Below are 18,659 nucleotides of genomic sequence, written 5' to 3' on the forward strand. Positions count from 1 at the left end.
TTCTTTAAATGGCTTCTCAAACCATCACAGTAAATGAAAACAGGGGAATGAAACAGTTTGCCCCCATGTTAATTATCCTAATGCTAGGTTTGTTCATGGTCATTTTGAATCAAACCCTGCTTAGTGTCGCCATGCCTAGGATGATGGCAGAGTTCAATGTAGCTGCGACTACGATTCAATGGTTATCAACTGGATTCATGCTCGTGAATGGAGCCTTGATCCCGCTTTCCGCTTTTTTAATAGAACGGTTCGGCACGCGCATTTTATTCCTGGCTGCCATGTTTCTATTCACCGTCGGGACATTCATCTGCGGTATCGCACCAAACTTCCCCGTCATCCTTACAGGACGGCTGATTCAGGCCGCTGGCGGCGGAATCCTGCAGCCTTTGGTCATGACGATCATTCTTTTCATCTTCCCTCCGGAAATGCGCGGGAAAGGAATGGGGATCTTTGGACTTGCCATTATGTTTGCCCCTGCAATCGGCCCGACGTTATCAGGTTGGGTCATTCAGGAATATAGCTGGCGTGTCATGTTCTACGCAATGGTGCCATTAGGCATGATCGTCATGACACTCGCCTTTTTAAGTATGCGTAATGTAGCGGAACCAAGGAAAATCAAATTGGATTTGCTGGGTGCCACTCTATCCTTGCTAGGTGTAGCATCATTACTATACGGTGTCAGTGAAGCAGGTTCCAAAAGCTGGACGGATCCCATCGTTCTGGGAACGATCATCATTGGGCTGATCCTTTTGACGCTTTTTGTGGTTCAACAGCTAAAATCGGAAACACCTATGCTCGACTTCCGTGTATTTAAGTATGATATGTTCGTATTATCCAATATCATTTCTGCAATCGTCACAGTGGCCATGTTTACCGGGATATTCTTATTGCCTATATATTTGCAGACTTTAAGAGGCTTCACACCAGTTCAATCCGGCCTGTTGATGCTACCCGGAGCCCTTGTGATGATGGTGATGTCACCCATTTCAGGAGCATTATTTGACAAAATCGGACCTCGTCCATTAGCACTAATTGGGTTGGCGATCACTGCCGTCACAACCTTCGAATTCGCTAAATTGACTACGGAAACAACCTATTCGACTTTGGTCATCATTTATGCCATCCGCGCACTTGGAATGTCTTTACTGATGATGCCAATCATGACTGCTGGGATGAATCAGCTACCCAAGCATTTGAATACACATGGTACGGCAATGAGCAATACGCTGAAACAAGTGACCGGAGCCATTGGTACGAGCTTCGTGACGACCATTTATACAACCCGTGCTTCTTTCCATGGAACTGCTTTAGGAACGGAAATGAGTACGAGTGATCCCGGTTTTGTTCAGAATCTCCAAACTATCGTTCAATCCATCATGACTTCGATGAATCAAACTAGTGAACAGGCACAGGAAACTGCCATGTCGCTGATTTCTTCTCAAATCCAGGGTCAGGCAAATGTAATGGGAATCAATGATGCATTCTTTTGGGCAACAGGCTTCGCAATTGCCGGCATCGTTCTCTCACTATTTTTGCGCGACGTTCGGAAGGATAAAGCAATGAAACAAGCTAAACAAGAACCTTTGGATGTACCTTTGCTTCCTTCACCAGTAAAAAAATCGGTTTAATTAAATGGAGGAATTAAAATGAAGATCTATGTTGTTTACGACAGTGAAGGTAACCATACGAAAGCACTTGCCGAATCAATAGCTCAAGGAGCCGCTGCGGTTCCTGGGGCTGAAGTTCTCATTGACCATGTAAACGAGGCTGATGTTTATAAGCTTCAGGAAATGGATGCGATCATTTGGGGCTGTCCCGGTCATTTCGGAACCATCAGTTCGAGTTTGAAAACATGGATCGATAAACTTGGGTATCTATGGGCGGAAGGTGCGCTGATCAATAAAGTGGGTGCTGTGTTCTGTACCACGGCCACCGTACATGGCGGACTCGAGGCTACCATGCTGAACTTAATCACCCCTATGCTTCATCAAGGCATGATCATTGTCGGCTTGCCCGGCACTGTCCCGGAAAATGCCTTATATGGTTCCTACTATGGAGTAGGGATAAGTTGTCCGCCCGGTGTGGATGACAATATCACCAAAAATGACTTAAAGCTTGGAGAAGCATTAGGAAAACGGGTAGCCCATGTCACCCGTTCATTCATAAACGGGCTCTAGGAGGCTTGATTAAATGGGCATAATTCTAATTATCATCGTTGCCATATTAGCGGTTACGGGCTTGATCACATTCAATATCAAAGCCTTATCACCTGAAGGTAAGCCGCCTGCAGTCGAGGAAGAGAATTCGTCGGATTCATCCGCTTTCCCTACAGCAGATGAATCCATTACCGAAATCATCACCCCGACAGACAATGATGAATTGAAAATGAAAGATCAAGATTATCGGTTGGCACTTTCCAAGCTACACAAACAAAAACCAAATGAAGAGCAAACTTCAGAAAAAAAACCTGATCTTCGCAAAATGAAAGACAAGGAATACCGTGGTACATTGGAAGACTTCCGACAGAATGGCGATTGAAACACGCCCCCCCATCCGGCTTATTTGCCATTTGGGGGTTTTGTTTTATATGCCATGATTGGATCTTCTCTTATCTCTGCGGCCACCTTAAACTTAGTGATTGACGTACAGTCTTTAACTTTATTTTCTGGTTGACAAATATTCACAAAGACTTTAAGCTAAGGTAATGCAACGCATACAATTTGTTAAACTCAGCTTTTGTTGAGAGACGGAATTTTAAAAGGATTTCCTTTTTTCGTTCGTCACTTGCCTTTTTGGCAGGTGGCGATTTTTATTTTTATAGGGGTGAAAAATATGCAACTTTTGAAGTATTCCATAATGGTCTTAATCGGTTCGATTTCATATGGCACTTTATCCACCATGATGAAGTTTGGATTCATGGATGGCCATTCTTCTGGAGAACTGGTCGGCAGTCAATATCTTGTCGGTTGGCTGATTGTCTCCGTTATATTTCTCTTTTCGTTTAAATATAAAGTTTCATGGAAGAGTGCCGGATTACTTTTAATCACGGGCATGATGTCCACTTTCGTCGGAAAGGCATATGCCGTTTCCGTATCCGAGCTTCCCGCTTCCATTGCCGTTGTTTTTTTATTTCAATTTACCTGGATAGGCGTCCTTATTGAAAGCTTCTTAAATAAAAGACGCCCGGATAAAAATAAACTCATTGCCATTTTCGTTCTTTTCATCGGTACATTATTGGCAGGGGCAATCTTTGGTCAGCCTCTATCTGGCCTAAGCCTAAAAGGCGTATTGTTCGGACTATTGTCTGCATTGCTTTTTGCGCTGTATATGTACTGCAACTCTCAATTCGCTGTTGGGGAATCTTCCATGAAACGGCTGTTTTTCATTGCAACGGGTGGTATGCTGACTGCTGTATTCACGACTAACCCCGTCACACTTGTGACGAATCTTGTCCAGACGAACTTATGGTACTACGGTCTGCTGCTTGGCACATTGGGTGTTTTAGTTCCTTTCTTTTTCTTTGCTGTCAGTTTGCCGAAAGTGGGGGTCGGGCTTGGAACGATTCTTTGTGCTGCGGAACTGCCTTCAGCGATGGTCGTTTCCGTCATCTTCTTGAATGAACAGGTTACGTCACTGCAATGGTTCGGGATGTGCTTGATCATCGTCGGCATCGCCTTGCCTGAGGGAATAAAACATCTGCCGCATTTCCTTCCTGGAAAAAAAACGCTGCATGAAAAAAGGATTTCATAACGTTCATGCACCAGTTCGTATCAGAAAAGAAGACCATTCCTTTAGCGGAATGGTCTTCTTTTTTATCTTGGATTCCTTAAGAATCCAATTGTTGTACTTGAAATAGGTTGTAGTAATGCCCTTGCTTTTTCATAAGTTCTTCGTGTGTTCCCATTTCCGTAATTTCCCCATTATCGATATGAATGATCCGATCGGCATGGGTGATGGTTGATAACCGATGGGCGACAATGATCGTGGTCCGGTTTTTCGCCAAAATATCCAGCGCCTCCTGGATAAAGTGTTCACTTTCCAAATCCAATGCCGAGGTGGCTTCGTCGAGAACAAGGATTGGCGGGTTTTTCAAAAATACCCTCGCAATGGCCACCCGTTGCTTTTGGCCCCCGGATAATTTAACTCCCCGCTCCCCGACTTTCGTTTCATATCCTTCTTTTAGACCCATGATGAAGTCATGGGCATTCGCCGCTTTTGCCGCTTCAAATACTTCTTCATCACTTGCATCAGGTCGTCCCATAAGGATGTTGGCCTTAACCGATTCACTAAATAAGATATTGTCCTGTAGAACCATTCCTATTTTATCTCTTAGGCTGCGGACTTGATATTTACGGATATCCGTCCCATCCAATAATACCCTTCCCTCCGTCACATCATAGAAACGGGAAATCAAACTGACGATCGACGATTTCCCGCCGCCGCTCATACCGACAAGTGCAATGGTTTCCCCTGGTTTAACATCCAAGTTTATATGTTTCAAAACGGGTGCCTCTTTCTCGTCATAAGCAAACGATACATCCTGAAAGGTTATTCGGCCATCTACATGCTTCAGCTCTTTCGCCCCTGGTTCGTCATCGATATCATACTTCTCATCCACAAACTCAAAAACCCTGTCCATGGACGCCAATGTCTGGGTCATTGTCGTCGAAGAGTTAACTAAACGTCTGAGGGGATTATATAGCCGGTCAATGAAACCGACGAAAGCAACCATGGTACCCAGTGACAATTGTTCATGAATGACCTGATAACCGGCAAATCCTATCACGAGCAAGGGCGCAATATCCGTGATCGTATTAACGACAGCAAATGACTTGGCATTCCAGCTCGTATGCTTTAGGGCCTTATCGAGGAAATTCTTGTTCTGCTTCGCAAACAATTCCTGTTCCCTGTCTTCTATCGCAAAGCTTTTGATGACTGACATCCCTGAAATCCGTTCATGAAGGTGACTCTGTACATCCGCTAAGGCTTGGGACCGAATCCTTGTATAGGTTCTCAACTTGCCAAAGAAATGCTTAATCGAAAATGCGTAAAATGGAAGCATGATGATGGATACGATGGTTAATTTCACGTCCATCGTAAACATGATGACTATCACTATGATGATCGTTGCGATATCGAGCCAAAGGTTCATCAAACCCGTGATGACAAAGTTCTTTGTTTGTTCCACGTCCGTGATCATCCTTGAAATGACCTCGCCCACCCTTGTATTGGAATAATATTTAAAACTCAGTTTCTGTATATGAGTAAATAAATCATTACGAATATCATATAAGATTTTCGTTCCGGTCCATTGAGCGAAATATTGTCTGTAATACTCAATCGGCGGTCTAACTGCAACAAAAATGAATATCATGATGGCCATCGCCCATATAAGGCGTTCGGACTTCACCGCTTTGGACAGATCACCGTTTCCGATGATGTCATCCACTATATACTTACTGAGCAATGGAAGCAAAAGCGGAATCGCGAACTTTAGCAATCCAATCAGTACCGTTCCGATTATCTGCCATTTATATGGTTTGACGAATTGCAAATATCTCTTAATGCTCCCCACGGAATTCCTCCTTTTCTTAATCAATAAATCCAAATGCTAAAAAAGCCAATAACGGTCAATTGGGAATCTTATATGCACTATTCAATTATATTTTCCTTTTCGGTAATTAACTATCAAAAGGATCACTTTCATAAACATTTGTAGGAGGTTTAATGGTTCCTGCGCCTAGAAAGATTTAATCAGAAGTGTAGGTACGATACACAATGAAAAAGCCTGCCAATTATGCAGCAGGCCTTTTCTATCATCGATAGGTTAAAAAGCGTTCATACCAACTATCAATAAACTCTGCGGAGAATGGTCCTTTTCGCTGGCGTATCATATAAATCAAATAGTCTACGTTCTGTTTCAATATTGAATCGATGGCATCCGGGTAATTCATTTCTTTCCGATGCCTTTCATATTCATCCTCATCCAGCAAATTAAACGTCATATCTGGGAATACTTTAATGTCCAGGTCATAATCAATGTATTTCAATGCTCCCGAATCGTATGTGAACGGCGAACTGATATTGCAATAATAATAAACCCCGTCCTCTCTCAACATACCAATAACATTAAACCAATACTTTGAATGAAAATAGCAAATCGCCGGCTCTCTCGTAATCCAGGTCCTTCCATCTGATTCCGTTACCATAGTACGGTCATTCGCTGCTATCACCAGATTTTGGGTCCCTTTTAAAACGGTTGTCTCTTCCCAGATACGATGGATATGTCCATTATGTTTATAGCTATGGATTTGGATTTTTCCTCCTTCGGCAGGAACAATCCCCATTTATCTCTCCCTACTTTCTATAGACACCCTGACAGCGTACTGTGCCCTATTCCGTTTGCAGTTGTTATGTGTATTTAAAATATATACTTTTTTCCATTTACCCTATATTCCTATATTATAGCGATTTATTCATAAATTTAAAACAAAAGTGGCTAATCTCCCAGTGAAAATGTGTAAATAAGTCGAAAAAGTCTGACCATCCACCCATTTCATCTAAGAAATTAGCCGGTTATTTATCGTATGGCTGCCTGTCCTTGCTGAAAATAACGGATGACTTCTTCCGTTTGCTGTTCGAACATTTCATGGATATTTTTCAATTCCTGCTTTTTAAGTTGAATCTCTTCCTGAATGGTGACCGCTTCACTCTCCTCTTCAAGGGCAAGGAGTTGCTTCTCTATATCTTGGCATCTTTCGATTTCGGATTGTAAAAGTAAAAGCTTATCCATCGTTTTCAACTGGTTGTTTATAAGCCGGTTAAATTCCTCCATGAATGCACCTTCCTAATCTGTATTTTTTCTATAGTATGTATATTCTATTTTTATCAGCTTTCTCCTTTGACATAAAATGTAAACACGACGAAACATTTGTCGAATTCAATGGAAGCCAAAAAAAAACACCCTTCATAAGAAGGATGCTTTCATCGGCAATTAGCCTTGGTTTTTATTGCTTTGAGATTTTTGGTTTTGTTGTTTCACTTCTTGAACGTTAGTTTCAGAAGCAAACTCTGTACCGAATTGGCCTTGTGCTTGACCTTGGCCTTTTCTTTGTTGAGATTGCGCGTTTTGTTGTCTTACTTCTTGAACGTTAGTTTCAGAAGCAAATTCTGTACCGAATTGGCCTTGGCCTTGCTGAGATTGCGCGTTTTGTTGTCTTACTTGTTGAACGTCAGTACCTGCTTGTGATTTATTCATGTTGTTTTTAGCCATTGATATCACCTCCACGATAATAAGATAACCATTATCCAGGAGTGCTATCCAACAAAAATCATTTAAATTTTTCCAGTTATATTAAACAAGCAATGAAATGCCTCCATCAACTATTACGGTTTGTCCACGAATCATCCTGGCTCCATCGGAAATTAAAAACAGGATGGTATTCACCATATCTTCCACCTCGACCATCCGTCCAGCGGGAGTCTGTTCTGCCGCCTCAGCAAGCATTTCATCCCGATTCGGGAAAGACTTCAGGGCATCCGTATCGATCACACCGCCTGAAACGGCATTGACACAAATATTTTTAGCAGCCAATTCGACCGCTAAATATCTTGTCAGGGCTTCAAGCGCAGCTTTGGAAACTCCAACAGCTGTATAATTTTTCAAATAGCGAATGGATCCTAACGAACTGATGCTGACGATTTTCCCCCCGCCGTTCCTCTCCATTAGTTTCGCCGCTTCCTGTGCGCAGAAAAGGAGAGCTTTTGTATTGATGTCCATGGTCCAGTTCCAATGGGATTCCTCCAGCTCCATCAATGGACGCTGGACGCCAGAGGCCGCATTATTGATGAAAATATCCAACCGTCCGTAATAAGCATCGATTTCCTCGAACATGCTTTTCACTTTCGCAACATCACCGACATTTGCCTTAACTACAAGGGCTTTTCGCCCCAACGCTTCAATTTCGGCTGCCACTTCTAATGCTTTCGACTTGCTCCGGGCATAATTAATAACGAGGTCGTAACCCTCCTCTGCAAGCCTTATTGCCGTACTTCTGCCTAAACCTTTACTGCTACCTGTAACGAGTGCCACTTTTTGTTCCATTCGTTTATTCATCCTTTCTGAGTAAACACCGAGTAATAAAAATCATTTTTTAAGGAGTGTTACTGTTATGTATGTTGGACGTGATATGACTGAGTTGTCGATGATGAAAAAATCGGATTGGGAAAATAGTGAACTTGCCTATTTTCATCACTCCCTTCAACAAATGGTACCTTATTTAAACCAAGAAGGACAGAGTATCCATAGCGAAATCGTCAAAGAAATTGAAAATAGAGGCGGACTTAACAGGCAAGAAGCCGATTATACTCATGGAACGAAAACCAGTTACGAATGATTTTATACGGATATTGCTTTAAAAATCAACAAAGGGAAGAGGATATCCTATAGGATATCCTCTTTTATGCATATATCACGATTTCATTATAAGGCGTTATCGCCATGGCACAAATCAAGGCTGTCCCCCAATATTGTTAAGGAATATTTCATCGTACTGAAAAAATTGAATGAACCGATTTACTCATATTTCCATAAAAAGCAACTAAACCGCTTATTCAATGTACTCTTTTTCTTTATACGCCCTCATCATTTTTTGGTGGGAGACCGGAAATGCCAACTCCTCCATCTCTGCTTCACTCACCCACTTAAGTTGCTGTTCTCTCAGCGTCTCTTCAGCAATATCCTCTTTGACCACACCGATATACGTGTCCACTTTCCAAACGAGATGTGAGAAAACATGTTCAATTCTTACAAGTGATTCAGTGATTTCCGGTTTGACGCCATACATTTCCTTAAACCGACTCTCGAAGAATTCCCTCTTATGCAAAAGGGATGAATGGTTTTCGAAATTCGGATATTCCCAAAGATTAGCTAGCAATCCTTCTGATGCTCGCTTGTGAATCAAGAATTCACCTTTTTCATTCGTTAAAACGGCAGCTACAATTGGTACATCCCTTGTTTTTTTCTTTTGGATTTTTACCGGCAATTCCGACTGAACCCCCGCTTCAAATGCTAGACAATGACTTTGAACGGGGCATAATAGGCAGGCAGGCTTACCAGGTGTGCAGATTAATGCTCCAAGTTCCATCAAGGCTTGATTGAAGGCAGAGGTATGTTCATGATCAATCAGCTTCCTGACGGCAGCTTCAAATGTTTTTCTTGTCTTTGGCTTTGCTATGTCTTCATATATCATTAATATCCTTGATAAAACACGCATGACGTTTCCATCAACGGCTGGCTCCGGCTTGCCGTATGCGATGCTTAGAATCGCACCAGCAGTATATGGGCCGACACCTTTCAATTTGGAGATTTCCTCGGGTTCATCCGGCACAATCCCATTGTAGGATGCCTTCACTTCCTGAACGGCACTATGCAGATTCCTTACACGCGAGTAATATCCCAGCCCTTCCCAAGCTTTCAGGACCTTCTCTTCATCCGCATTGGCAAAGTCCTCTAGTGTCGGGAACCATTCGATGAACCGATTGAAATAAGGAATCACCGTGTCCACTCTCGTTTGCTGCAGCATTATTTCAGAAACCCAAACGCGGTATGGGTCCTTATTTTCCCTCCATGGCAATTCTCTTTGTTCTTCGAGAAACCAGGAAACCAAATCTTTTTGAAATTCATCGATTTTTATTTTTTCTATTGTCGGGATCGTTATTTCTTTCACATCAGTTCCTCCAAAGATGTTACACTCTAATCAAAATTGGGAATACCTATAGTAGGCCATTCTTTTTTTAATATCATGTTCATATCCATTTATTTGTAACGGGTCACTTCAAATAAGTCAAAATTATATTCATTTGATGGTTATTATATAAATACGGTATGATGAAAGAAAGACCATTTTCTTCAAATTGTGGCAGGGAGGTTAATTTTTTGGATACAGGTACTCACTTTGTCATGGGAATTGCTCTTGGAGGTCTTGCCACATTAGATCCAGTCATTGCGCAGAGCCCAGTTACTGCAAGTGCAGTCATAGCAGGTACGATTTTGGGATCACAAGCTCCAGACATTGACACCGTTTTAAAATTAAGGAATAACGCTGTATATATACGTAACCACCGTGGAATCACGCATTCCATTCCCGCTGTTTTACTTTGGCCCTTGATTATCAGCGGGGCAATTTTCGCCATCATACCTGAAGCAAATTACCTTCATCTTTGGCTTTGGACCTTTTTAGCCGTATTCCTTCACGTATTCGTGGATATATTCAATGCTTATGGGACCCAGGCTCTTAGGCCGATTTCGTCAAAATGGGTAGCTTTAGGAGTCATCAATACATTCGATCCATTCATTTTTGGAATACATGTTGCAGGCCTGATATTATGGGGCTTCGGATTTCCTCCAGGCTATTTATTTCTTTCCATTTACGGGATACTTGTCATTTATTACATTTCCAGGTTCAGGGAACAAGCTTTTATAAAAAGAGTGGTCAAACAGCAAATTCCTGGAGCAAGGAAAATTCTTTTATCCCCGACCATGCGTTTTCACCGCTGGAAAATTGCGGTGATTACCGAAAAGAATTATTATGTGGCACGAGCCGATAAGGGATATGTGACGATTCTAGATACGTTCGATCGAGTGCCATTGCCTGAAAGTGAAATTCTCGAAGCCGCCAAGAAGGATATCAACTTGGCAGCCTTTCTGTCCTTTTCTCCGGTTTACCGCTTCGAAATCGAACAGATAAAAGAATATTATGAAGTCCGTTTTATCGATTTAAGATATCGCAGCAATGGATATTACCCGTTTGTGGCAGTGGTTCACTTAGACAGCGAATTGAATATCTTAAATTCTTATACCGGCTGGATCTTTAGCGAAGCGAAGCTGCAGAAGAAGTTGAATATTATTTTGTAGGATATTGAAAAAGAGCTGATTCCAGGAACTCCTCTGGAATCAGCTTTTTTAATGCAGTCGATTCTGCTGATTTAATAACTGCTTATATTTAGGATTCTTTGCAATGAATTCATGGAATTGCTCACCGTAGTTATCAATCCAGGTCCTTACAACGCGCGATGTCATTTCTTCACCGGCATATTCATGCCCAGCCTTTGCATAGGTCGCTTCGAAATCTTCCCATAATAATTCCACCCAAGTCAAAGCTTGTTCATACGTGATGTGTTCATTTTTCTCAAGCAGTATCTTGGTTAATCTTTCATGGTAATCATTCATTAGAACCACCTCATTGCCAATATTTTTACAGAATGAACTATACTGTCCCATACCCATACTAGTTGTAAGCGGAAACGCTTCTTTCTTTAATCTGATGCTTGGAGGAGAAAAATTTGCGAAATAAACAAAAAGGATTCCCCAACCAAAACAATAACAAATTCCAAGGCGAGCCTCGTGCAAAGGCAAGATATGCTTCAAAGCGTGCAGATGGAAGTATTAATACACACCCTCAGGAAAGAATGAAATCTTCAAACGAGCGATCGAATTAAAAGGTACATCTGAAGGAATCGGGTACTTCCCCGGTTCCTTTTTATTTAAGCATTGAAATCGGGAGTGCTTCTTCCTTACCGCTACCGCCCAAGCGGTAACCCCAAGCGAATACGCCGTTCATATAATCAATTTTGAAATAGACACCGGGATCTCCGTCAATTTGATATATTTCACCTTTTTTGAAATCATCAGGATTTAACAAATAGGCCTTGGCCATCGTCACTTTTCGTTCCAATACTGAATATTCATTAACCATTCCCAATTGCTCTGCTTTTCTCGCTTTTTCAGTCAACGCTGCGATTTCTTGTTGCAGTTCATAGGCAGACAGCTTGCTGTATCTTACTTCGCTCATATATATGACTCCTCAAATGAATAATTAATTTACTTCTATATTAAACAAAATTTTGTGATTTGGCTATTGATGCACTTATTCCCCATCAGGATTGGAAAGATAACGCTCAATCAATTCTATTGGAAAACCTTTTCGGTATAATGCCTGCTTCATTTTTTGTTCATATTCGAAGCCTTCATGGTTTTTATAGCGGCGTTGCATTTTTTCGGCATGGTGGCAAAGAGAATCCCATTGTTCATCCTCATCCTTTTCAACCGTCACACCTTCAAGTGCTTTTTGGATGACATCTCTAGGGAAACCTTTCCGTAACAAGGTTTGTTCAACCTTCAGCCTTAACGCTCGTTCGGAAATGTTTTTTTCTTTTTTGACCGCTTTTCCAGCGAGATTCCTTGCATGTTCAATTTGAATATCATAGGGGTATTCCTTCAATGCCTCGACAATCAACTTATCCTGCACCCCTTTTTCCTTAAGCTCAAGCTTAAGGGTAGTGGGCCCTTTATTCCCTCCATTCACATGGGTCCGTACGTAAGCCTTGGAAAATTCAAGGTCGTCTAAATAGTTAAAACTGTATAGTTTATGTACCGCTTCCTTAATGATCGGCTCTTCCGTTTCCTTCTTTTTTAAATAAAGGCGAATTTCCGATTCCGAGCGCATCCGGTATGATAAATAATTAAGTGCATCGGTAAATGCTTTTTGGATTTCATCATGGAATTGTATTTCGGCCAAAAGCAGGTCATCAAGTTCCATACCCTTTTTCAACTGAAATTTCAATAGCACTTCTTCGTCTACACTGAAGGCATATTTTTCCTCGACGAAGATGTTATAACGATCTTTACGTTTCTTCTGGGTTGTTATTTTTGTTATGTTTGGCATAAATCCACCCCCCACACCTACTTTACCCCTTTACGTTTACCATTTCTATATGTAGCATGCCTAAAAATGAAAAAAGAACATGGGCATGTTAAAGTGAAGGAAAGACAGGGAAAGGAAGTGATTTTCATGAAAATAGCCATTGCTGGTGGAAGCGGTTTTGTCGGCACAGCCCTTATTGATGAATTATCAAAAGAAAATCATGAACTATATATTTTGACCCGTCATCCCGAAAAATTTAAAAAACGGACTAATTTGACATATATCGGCTGGTTGACCGAGGAGGCAACGCCGGAAATGCACTTGGAGGGGCTCGATGTGTTCATTAACCTTGCTGGTGAATCCCTGAACAGCGGCCGTTGGACACCTGAACGAAAGCGCCGGATTGTCGAAAGCAGGATTGAAGCTTGCAAAGAGATGAACCGGATCATTTCCATACTGCCCGATAAAGTGTCCGTCATCATCAATGCAAGTGCAATCGGATATTATGGTATTTCGGACGGTGAGACCTTTACCGAAACCTCTGAATCCATTGGTGATGATTTCTTGGCCCGTACTGTTCAACTATGGGAAAAGGAAGCGGCTAAATCACGCTCTTACAGTAAAAGGTTGATCTTTACAAGATTCGGGGTGATTCTTGGAGAAAAAGACGGAGCACTGCCAATGATGTCCTTCCCCTATAAACTATTTGGCGGAGGAAAGATTGGCAAAGGGAATCAGTGGCTTTCCTGGATTCATATCCATGACGCGGTCCGTGCAATCATCTTTTGCATGAATGATGCCAGGTTAGAAGGTCCAGTCAATTTTACGGCGCCGAACCCCGTTCAGATGGATACATTCGGTAAAACGATAGGAGCTGTCCTGCACCGGCCCCATTGGTTAACTGTCCCCCCTTTCTTCCTCAAGAAATTGTTGGGGGAAATGAGCATCCTTGTACTTGAAGGGCAAAATGTCCTTCCCACTAAACTTAAAGAGGAAGGATTCAGCTTTTCCTTTCTAACCCTTAAAGAAGCCTTACAAAATATCTTAAAAGAAGATTCCCACGTATGAAAGGGTCATTTTAGGAAAAAATAGGGATATTAAGTGAATGGAGATGATCTAATTGCTCAAAAAACACGATAAAGAAAAAAGTAACTTAACTAGTACACAAGCGATTCTTTATGCTCGCGAATTTAAAAAAGCAGATCGAGCTGGTGGATATACCGAGAAGAAATCCCGTCGTTAGGTTTGGAGTTTTTTCCCTTACATTTTGAACAGCCACTCAACACAAAATAAGCTGGAGATGATTAGTGAATTCATCTCCAGCTTATTTTATATTCCAGGGGGCGATGACATGGGACGAAATAACATACACCATAATCGAGATAAGAACAAACAGAAACTTCCTCAGGTTCCCAAAAACCTGAAAAGTGACGGACTTGACGTTGAATATTCTTCCGAACTGGCTGACCAGGAAGATATCGAGGCACAAGCCCGTGCAAATGCGGCTGACCGCCGTGCTCATAATCGCCGATAAGCAGAATAAACCAACCCAAGGGGCTGATTTACAGCCCCTTGGTTCTCTTTATTTACATAGCTTATCCACACCCCTGTGTATATTGTGGATATATTCTGAAAATACTGACAAGAAATAAGTCCATTAACTCACCTTATCAACATGAAAATAATGTTATTTCGGATAACCCTGTGGATTATGTGGATAAAAGAGAGATTGGGCTAATCCGCCGCATTTTTGTTGTGGATAACTATTCTCTCTCCTTCATTTGTTCCACAAGATTATTATTCATAAAATAATTCATCCATATCTTTTTCCAGCGATTCTAAACTCCAACCCTAACTTGGTATTGTATCGGCTGCTGACGCCGGCATTTAAAGAAGGCTCCCTAAACCTTTGCCATCAACATTTTCCTCCAACTGTTTACGAAGCAAGAACTTTTGAATCTTCCCACTTGCGTTCCGAGGCAGCTCATTACAGAAGATATATCTCCTTGGACGCTTATAGTTCGCCAGACTATTGCTGTTCTTACACCAAGTTTCTAAATCGCTTTCGGCAAGAATTGGGTCTTTGGCTACGATGAAGGCCGTTACCGTTTCCCCCCATTGATCATCTGGCTGACCAAGTACCGCACAGTCGAGAACTCCTTGATGCTCATATAGTGTATCTTCCACTTCACGCGGATAAATATTTTCCCCTCCAGAAATAATCATGTCGTCCACACGGTCCTTGACCCATAGATATCCATCTTCATCTAGGAATCCGATGTCACCGGAATGGTACCAGCCTTTGTAAAGCGCCTTTTCGGTCTCTCTATCTTTTTGAAAGTAACCCTGCATGATACACGGCCCCTTTACAAGGATTTCCCCTGTTTCCCCAGGTTCCAGCATATCCTCGGGATCTGATGGCCCTTCGTCATTCGGACGGGCAATGATGATTTCATGATCGGAACATGCCTTGCCGGCAGAACCCGCTTTCCTAATTTGATCTTCCTCCAATAGGAGCGTTATGGCCGGCCCCATTTCAGTCATTCCATAGGCTTGGATGAACTGGATGCCGAGTTTCTCCCGACAGGCACGTACAAGGGATGGAGCCATCGGTGCTGCTCCATAAAGCCCTAACTTCAAGCTCTGGAATTTATACTCCTCCAATTTCTCCTGAATGAGCATGTTCCACATCGTAGGTGCAGCAAAAAACTTGGTGACCCCCTCGGATTCAATCAGTTCCATGACCTTTTTGGGATGAAACTGATGTAATATGACATTAGCTGCACCGACCTGTACACGAGGTAAAAAAGAGCAGTGCAATTCAGCACAATGAAACATCGGTGCAGTAATCAAACCGATATCAGAGCGTTCATACTTCATGGCCTCTATTAAAATCTCGGCTTGTTTGACCATGTCTTTATGAAGGTGAATGACCCCTTTGGGACGTCCGGTGGTCCCGCTCGTATACATGATGGCATAAATGTCATCTTCGTGCACTTCCACTTCATCTGGCTTTGAGGAGATACTGGCCAATTTTTGGCGGTAACCTTTGGCATAACCAGGCACATCCTCATCAATATACCAGAAGGCCGTTTCCGGAAATCGCTTTTCAACCGCGGCAACGTTCGTTTCCAATTCGCGTTCGAATAGAACGACCTTTGGAGCAGCGTCGTTCAAAATGAAGGCCAACTCTTCCGGCATTAAACGGAAGTTGATCGGATTAAAGATTGCACCGATTTTTGCACAGGCAAAGAACGCTGTTGCAAGCTCTTCATTGTTATAAAGGTACGTAGATACCCTATCCCCTTTTCGCACCCCTTCCGCTTGAAGGGCCGCCGCCAACCTATTCACCTGTTCATTCCATTGGATGTACGTATAGCGGATATTTCTTCTCACGTCGTAGATAGCTTCTTTAAGGGGGAATTTCTGAACCGTCTGATCAAAGATATTTTTAATCGTTACTGACAAATCATTCTCCTCCTCAAGTAACCACAATCAACAGGAAGAATTCAGCAAATCCTGCCGATGGTCGACTTCATCCCTTTTTAAGCTTTTACTTTCGTGTGAATTACGAATATTCATAAATGGTTAGTCCAGCTTCAGTCCATTCTTTCAATGATGGTGGCATTCGCCATACCGTGGCCTTCACACATTGTTTGCAGCCCATAACGGCCGCCCATCCTTTCTAATTCATGGATCATGGATACCATCAATCGGGCCCCACTGCCGCCAAGAGGATGTCCCAATGCAATCGCCCCGCCATTTGGATTCAGCTTCTTGGGGTCTGCCCCCGTTTCTTTTAGCCAGGCAATAGGTACAGGAGCGAAAGCCTCGTTCACTTCAAAGATATCGATATCATCAATTGTAAGACCCGCTTTTTCCAAAACTTTTCGGGTGGCAGGAATCGGTCCCGTTAGCATCAGGGTGGGATCTGACCCGACAACAACCCGTGTATGCACTTTAAAGCGCGGTTTCAATCCAAGTTCTTCGGCTTTACTGCGTTCCATCAATAATAAAGCGGCGGCACCGTCACTGATTTGACTTGAATTCCCTGCATGGATTAAACCGCCTTCTTGAAATGCCGGTTTCAATCCAGCCAGCACTTCAAGCGTAGTTCCGCCCCTTGGGCCTTGATCTTCCGTAACTTCGATTTGATTTCCTTCTTTATCAGTACCCGTTACTGATATCATTTCACGGTTAAAATGACCTTCTTTTTGAGCACGTATTGCCTTGGCATGACTTTCAACGGAAAACCGATCACAATCTTCACGTGTTATTTCCCACTTATCTGCGATTCTTTCAGCTGATAAACCTTGGTTGATTACCTCGTAAAGGTCCATATACTTTTGACTTGATACAGCACCTTGAAGATTTGACCCCATGGGAACTCGTGACATGTTTTCCACTCCGCCGGCCACTACTACATCCATATCACCCGACAGGATGGCCTGGGAAGCAAAATGGACTGCCTGCTGACTTGATCCGCATTGTCGGTCAATCGTCGTTCCCGGCACTTCAATCGGAAATCCTGCTATCAGTGCGGCAACCCTCGCTATATCACCGGCCTGTTCGCCCGACTGTGAAACGCAACCTAAAATGACATCATCGACGATAGCAGGATCGATTCCCGCCTTTTCAATGAGCTTCTTCAATACTTCCCCTGCCAAATCATCAGGACGAACGTCTTTCAAGACACCGTTTCTTCTGCCTACCGGCGTGCGAATTCCTTCAACGATAACCACTTCCCGCATATACTCTCTTCCCTTCTCATCTTTTATTATAGCCCCAGATTCTTAGCGATGATTTTCTTCATGATTTCATTTGTGCCGGCATAGATGCTTGCTACCGGGACATCCCGATACCTTCTGGCAATTTTGTATTCCTCCATATATCCATAGCCGCCATGGAGCTGCATGCATTCAATGGATATTTTTCTGGCAGTCTCCGTCAAACGCCATTTCGCCATCGAAACTTCCGTTACAACCTGTTCACCAGCCATATGTTTGGTGATCAATTGATCTAGGAAGGCACGCCCCATTTTTATCTCAGTAGCCATTTCTGCTATTTTGAATTGAGTATTTTGAAACTCACTTACAGATTTTCCGAACGCTTCCCTGCCCTTCACATACTCAATCGTATCGGCCAGCATATCCTCGGACGCGGTTTGGGCACAAATTGCCACCACAAGGCGTTCCTGCTGCAGTTTTTCCATTAAATAAATAAACCCCTTGCCTTCCTCACCAAGCAGGTTCTCCTTTGGAACACGGCAATCCTCAAAGATGAGTTCTGCTGTATCTTGACTGTGCAAGCCAAGTTTCTTCAGTTTTCTTCCCCTGGAAAACCCGGGTGTATCCCTTTCGACCATGACTAAGCTAACGCCTTTATGTTTTGGAACGGCACTGGGATCCGTTTTACAGGCAACGATGATCAAATCCGAGTGAATGCCATTTGTGATGAATGTCTTTTGGCCATTTAATATGTAATGATCTCCATCCAAAATGGCAGTCGTTTTAATATTGGCCAAATCCGAACCTGTACCAGGCTCCGTCATGGCAATGGCTGTAATGATTTCCCCCGTCGTGCATTTAGGAAGCCAGCGCTGTTTCTGCGACTCATTTCCGTATGCGGAAATATACGGAACGGTGATGTCACTGTGAAGTCCGAAACCAATAAAACCAGAACCGACTCTTTCCAATTCCTCATTAATTATGACCGCAAAGCCCCAATCTACCCCTGAGCCCCCATAATCTTCTCCTAGGTCCGGACATAAAAAACCCTGTTCCCCCATTTTCACCCAAAAAGACCGGGGAATGATCCTTTCTTCTTCCCATCGTTCATAGTGGGGAACTGCTTCTTTCTCTAAAAATTTTCGGAATGACTTTCGGAAAATCTCATGATCTTCACTTAGGTATGGATGTTTCATCTGTTGTATCTCCTCTCCTACCTTTGCCGGAG

General features: G+C 42.7%; 22 protein-coding genes. 10 read left to right on the forward strand and 12 right to left on the reverse strand.

Annotated elements, in window-relative coordinates:
- Positions 1–23 precede the first annotated feature (23 nt).
- The 4 genes from J7I90_RS20790 to J7I90_RS20805 all read left to right on the forward strand — a co-directional run bounded on the left by J7I90_RS20790 (position 24) and on the right by J7I90_RS20805 (position 3,750).
- Positions 24–1,628, forward strand: a complete 1,605-nt coding sequence (locus J7I90_RS20790; protein WP_396020453.1) for a DHA2 family efflux MFS transporter permease subunit — start codon at positions 24–26, stop codon at positions 1,626–1,628.
- An 18-nt stretch (positions 1,629–1,646) separates the two neighbouring features.
- The gene (locus J7I90_RS20795; protein WP_034305357.1) at positions 1,647–2,177 is read left to right on the forward strand and encodes an NAD(P)H-dependent oxidoreductase; all 531 of its coding nucleotides are present in this window, start codon (positions 1,647–1,649) and stop codon (positions 2,175–2,177) included.
- Between the two features lie 13 nt (positions 2,178–2,190).
- Entirely contained in the window at positions 2,191–2,538 is a 348-nt protein-coding gene (locus tag J7I90_RS20800; protein ID WP_214773571.1) for a hypothetical protein, read from the forward strand.
- Positions 2,539–2,832: 294 nt separating this feature from the next.
- Positions 2,833–3,750: an EamA family transporter gene (locus J7I90_RS20805; RefSeq protein WP_048678324.1), complete on the forward strand. Its 918-nt coding sequence runs from the start codon at positions 2,833–2,835 to the stop codon at positions 3,748–3,750.
- A gap of 76 nt (positions 3,751–3,826) precedes the next feature.
- Here the strand turns inward: J7I90_RS20805 and J7I90_RS20810 are convergent, their stop codons facing one another.
- The 5 genes from J7I90_RS20810 to fabL all read right to left on the reverse strand — a co-directional run bounded on the left by J7I90_RS20810 (position 3,827) and on the right by fabL (position 8,104).
- The gene (locus J7I90_RS20810) at positions 3,827–5,575 is read right to left on the reverse strand and encodes an ABC transporter ATP-binding protein (protein ID WP_214773572.1); all 1,749 of its coding nucleotides are present in this window, start codon (positions 5,573–5,575) and stop codon (positions 3,827–3,829) included.
- Between the two features lie 241 nt (positions 5,576–5,816).
- Entirely contained in the window at positions 5,817–6,347 is a 531-nt protein-coding gene (gene ntdP / locus J7I90_RS20815; protein ID WP_048685440.1) for a nucleoside tri-diphosphate phosphatase, read from the reverse strand.
- 233 nt (positions 6,348–6,580) lie between these two features.
- Positions 6,581–6,835 carry a YgaB family protein gene (locus tag J7I90_RS20820; protein WP_214773573.1) on the reverse strand — a complete coding sequence of 85 codons (255 nt, stop codon included), beginning with the start codon at positions 6,833–6,835 and terminating at the stop codon, positions 6,581–6,583.
- 159 nt (positions 6,836–6,994) lie between these two features.
- The gene (locus J7I90_RS20825; RefSeq protein WP_048685445.1) at positions 6,995–7,273 is read right to left on the reverse strand and encodes a gamma-type small acid-soluble spore protein; all 279 of its coding nucleotides are present in this window, start codon (positions 7,271–7,273) and stop codon (positions 6,995–6,997) included.
- Positions 7,274–7,354: 81 nt separating this feature from the next.
- Positions 7,355–8,104, reverse strand: a complete 750-nt coding sequence (fabL, locus tag J7I90_RS20830; protein ID WP_048685448.1) for an enoyl-[acyl-carrier-protein] reductase FabL — start codon at positions 8,102–8,104, stop codon at positions 7,355–7,357.
- A 67-nt stretch (positions 8,105–8,171) separates the two neighbouring features.
- Here fabL and J7I90_RS20835 point away from each other — a divergent pair, with 67 nt between their 5' ends.
- A complete protein-coding gene (locus tag J7I90_RS20835; protein WP_034305377.1) occupies positions 8,172–8,396 on the forward strand; it encodes a hypothetical protein in 225 nt (74 codons plus the stop codon).
- Positions 8,397–8,609: 213 nt separating this feature from the next.
- Here J7I90_RS20835 and mutY read toward each other — a convergent pair whose 3' ends face one another.
- A complete protein-coding gene (gene mutY, locus J7I90_RS20840; RefSeq protein ID WP_214773574.1) occupies positions 8,610–9,728 on the reverse strand; it encodes an A/G-specific adenine glycosylase in 1,119 nt (372 codons plus the stop codon).
- 209 nt (positions 9,729–9,937) lie between these two features.
- On the opposite strand from mutY, the gene J7I90_RS20845 reads away from it, so the two are divergent.
- The gene (locus J7I90_RS20845) at positions 9,938–10,915 is read left to right on the forward strand and encodes a metal-dependent hydrolase (protein ID WP_214773575.1); all 978 of its coding nucleotides are present in this window, start codon (positions 9,938–9,940) and stop codon (positions 10,913–10,915) included.
- Between the two features lie 48 nt (positions 10,916–10,963).
- Here the strand turns inward: J7I90_RS20845 and J7I90_RS20850 are convergent, their stop codons facing one another.
- Positions 10,964–11,230 (reverse strand): YfhJ family protein, encoded by a 267-nt coding sequence (locus J7I90_RS20850; protein ID WP_096339008.1) that lies wholly within the window; start codon positions 11,228–11,230, stop codon positions 10,964–10,966.
- Between the two features lie 113 nt (positions 11,231–11,343).
- On the opposite strand from J7I90_RS20850, the gene J7I90_RS20855 reads away from it, so the two are divergent.
- Entirely contained in the window at positions 11,344–11,499 is a 156-nt protein-coding gene (locus J7I90_RS20855; RefSeq protein WP_214773576.1) for a small, acid-soluble spore protein K, read from the forward strand.
- Between the two features lie 41 nt (positions 11,500–11,540).
- On the opposite strand, the gene J7I90_RS20860 is transcribed toward J7I90_RS20855, so the two are convergent.
- Both J7I90_RS20860 and recX read right to left on the reverse strand, forming a co-directional pair.
- On the reverse strand, positions 11,541–11,852 hold the full coding sequence (locus J7I90_RS20860; RefSeq protein ID WP_214773577.1) for a YfhH family protein: 312 nt from the start codon (positions 11,850–11,852) through the stop codon (positions 11,541–11,543).
- Positions 11,853–11,927: 75 nt separating this feature from the next.
- Entirely contained in the window at positions 11,928–12,725 is a 798-nt protein-coding gene (recX, locus tag J7I90_RS20865) for a recombination regulator RecX (protein ID WP_214773578.1), read from the reverse strand.
- A gap of 126 nt (positions 12,726–12,851) precedes the next feature.
- On the opposite strand from recX, the gene J7I90_RS20870 reads away from it, so the two are divergent.
- From J7I90_RS20870 to J7I90_RS20880, 3 genes are all read left to right on the forward strand, one after another.
- Complete coding sequence (locus tag J7I90_RS20870) at positions 12,852–13,772, forward strand: TIGR01777 family oxidoreductase (protein ID WP_214773797.1); 921 nt, start codon at positions 12,852–12,854, stop codon at positions 13,770–13,772.
- A 52-nt stretch (positions 13,773–13,824) separates the two neighbouring features.
- On the forward strand, positions 13,825–13,947 hold the full coding sequence (locus J7I90_RS20875; protein ID WP_081088510.1) for a YfhE family protein: 123 nt from the start codon (positions 13,825–13,827) through the stop codon (positions 13,945–13,947).
- 108 nt (positions 13,948–14,055) lie between these two features.
- Positions 14,056–14,238, forward strand: a complete 183-nt coding sequence (locus J7I90_RS20880) for a YfhD family protein (RefSeq protein WP_034306455.1) — start codon at positions 14,056–14,058, stop codon at positions 14,236–14,238.
- A gap of 353 nt (positions 14,239–14,591) precedes the next feature.
- On the opposite strand, the gene J7I90_RS20885 is transcribed toward J7I90_RS20880, so the two are convergent.
- From J7I90_RS20885 to J7I90_RS20895, 3 genes are all read right to left on the reverse strand, one after another.
- Positions 14,592–16,172: a fatty acid--CoA ligase gene (locus tag J7I90_RS20885; RefSeq protein ID WP_214773579.1), complete on the reverse strand. Its 1,581-nt coding sequence runs from the start codon at positions 16,170–16,172 to the stop codon at positions 14,592–14,594.
- A gap of 131 nt (positions 16,173–16,303) precedes the next feature.
- The gene (locus J7I90_RS20890) at positions 16,304–17,455 is read right to left on the reverse strand and encodes a thiolase family protein (RefSeq protein WP_214773580.1); all 1,152 of its coding nucleotides are present in this window, start codon (positions 17,453–17,455) and stop codon (positions 16,304–16,306) included.
- Positions 17,456–17,481: 26 nt separating this feature from the next.
- Positions 17,482–18,627, reverse strand: a complete 1,146-nt coding sequence (locus J7I90_RS20895) for an acyl-CoA dehydrogenase family protein (RefSeq protein ID WP_214773581.1) — start codon at positions 18,625–18,627, stop codon at positions 17,482–17,484.
- Between the last annotated feature and the right edge of the window lie 32 nt (positions 18,628–18,659).

This window comes from Bacillus sp. ISL-57, from assembly GCF_018613135.1.
In the GTDB taxonomy this organism is placed as follows: domain Bacteria; phylum Bacillota; class Bacilli; order Bacillales; family DSM-1321; genus Peribacillus; species Peribacillus frigoritolerans.

Bases quoted from the DNA above. Each gene is read 5' to 3' on its own strand.
- J7I90_RS20870 (WP_214773797.1), top strand. From the start codon at position 12,852: ATGAAAATAGCCATTGCTGGTGGAAGCGGTTTTGTCGGCACAGCCCTT.
- J7I90_RS20850 (WP_096339008.1), bottom strand. From the start codon at position 11,230: ATGAATGATTACCATGAAAGATTAACCAAGATACTGCTTGAGAAAAAT.
- J7I90_RS20820 (WP_214773573.1), bottom strand. From the start codon at position 6,835: ATGGAGGAATTTAACCGGCTTATAAACAACCAGTTGAAAACGATGGAT.
- J7I90_RS20895 (WP_214773581.1), bottom strand. From the start codon at position 18,627: ATGAAACATCCATACCTAAGTGAAGATCATGAGATTTTCCGAAAGTCA.
- J7I90_RS20805 (WP_048678324.1), top strand. From the start codon at position 2,833: ATGCAACTTTTGAAGTATTCCATAATGGTCTTAATCGGTTCGATTTCA.
- recX (WP_214773578.1), bottom strand. From the start codon at position 12,725: ATGCCAAACATAACAAAAATAACAACCCAGAAGAAACGTAAAGATCGT.
- J7I90_RS20890 (WP_214773580.1), bottom strand. From the start codon at position 17,455: ATGCGGGAAGTGGTTATCGTTGAAGGAATTCGCACGCCGGTAGGCAGA.
- J7I90_RS20800 (WP_214773571.1), top strand. From the start codon at position 2,191: ATGGGCATAATTCTAATTATCATCGTTGCCATATTAGCGGTTACGGGC.
- fabL (WP_048685448.1), bottom strand. From the start codon at position 8,104: ATGGAACAAAAAGTGGCACTCGTTACAGGTAGCAGTAAAGGTTTAGGC.
- J7I90_RS20880 (WP_034306455.1), top strand. From the start codon at position 14,056: ATGGGACGAAATAACATACACCATAATCGAGATAAGAACAAACAGAAA.
- ntdP (WP_048685440.1), bottom strand. From the start codon at position 6,347: ATGGGGATTGTTCCTGCCGAAGGAGGAAAAATCCAAATCCATAGCTAT.
- J7I90_RS20860 (WP_214773577.1), bottom strand. From the start codon at position 11,852: ATGAGCGAAGTAAGATACAGCAAGCTGTCTGCCTATGAACTGCAACAA.
- J7I90_RS20835 (WP_034305377.1), top strand. From the start codon at position 8,172: ATGTATGTTGGACGTGATATGACTGAGTTGTCGATGATGAAAAAATCG.
- J7I90_RS20795 (WP_034305357.1), top strand. From the start codon at position 1,647: ATGAAGATCTATGTTGTTTACGACAGTGAAGGTAACCATACGAAAGCA.
- J7I90_RS20825 (WP_048685445.1), bottom strand. From the start codon at position 7,273: ATGGCTAAAAACAACATGAATAAATCACAAGCAGGTACTGACGTTCAA.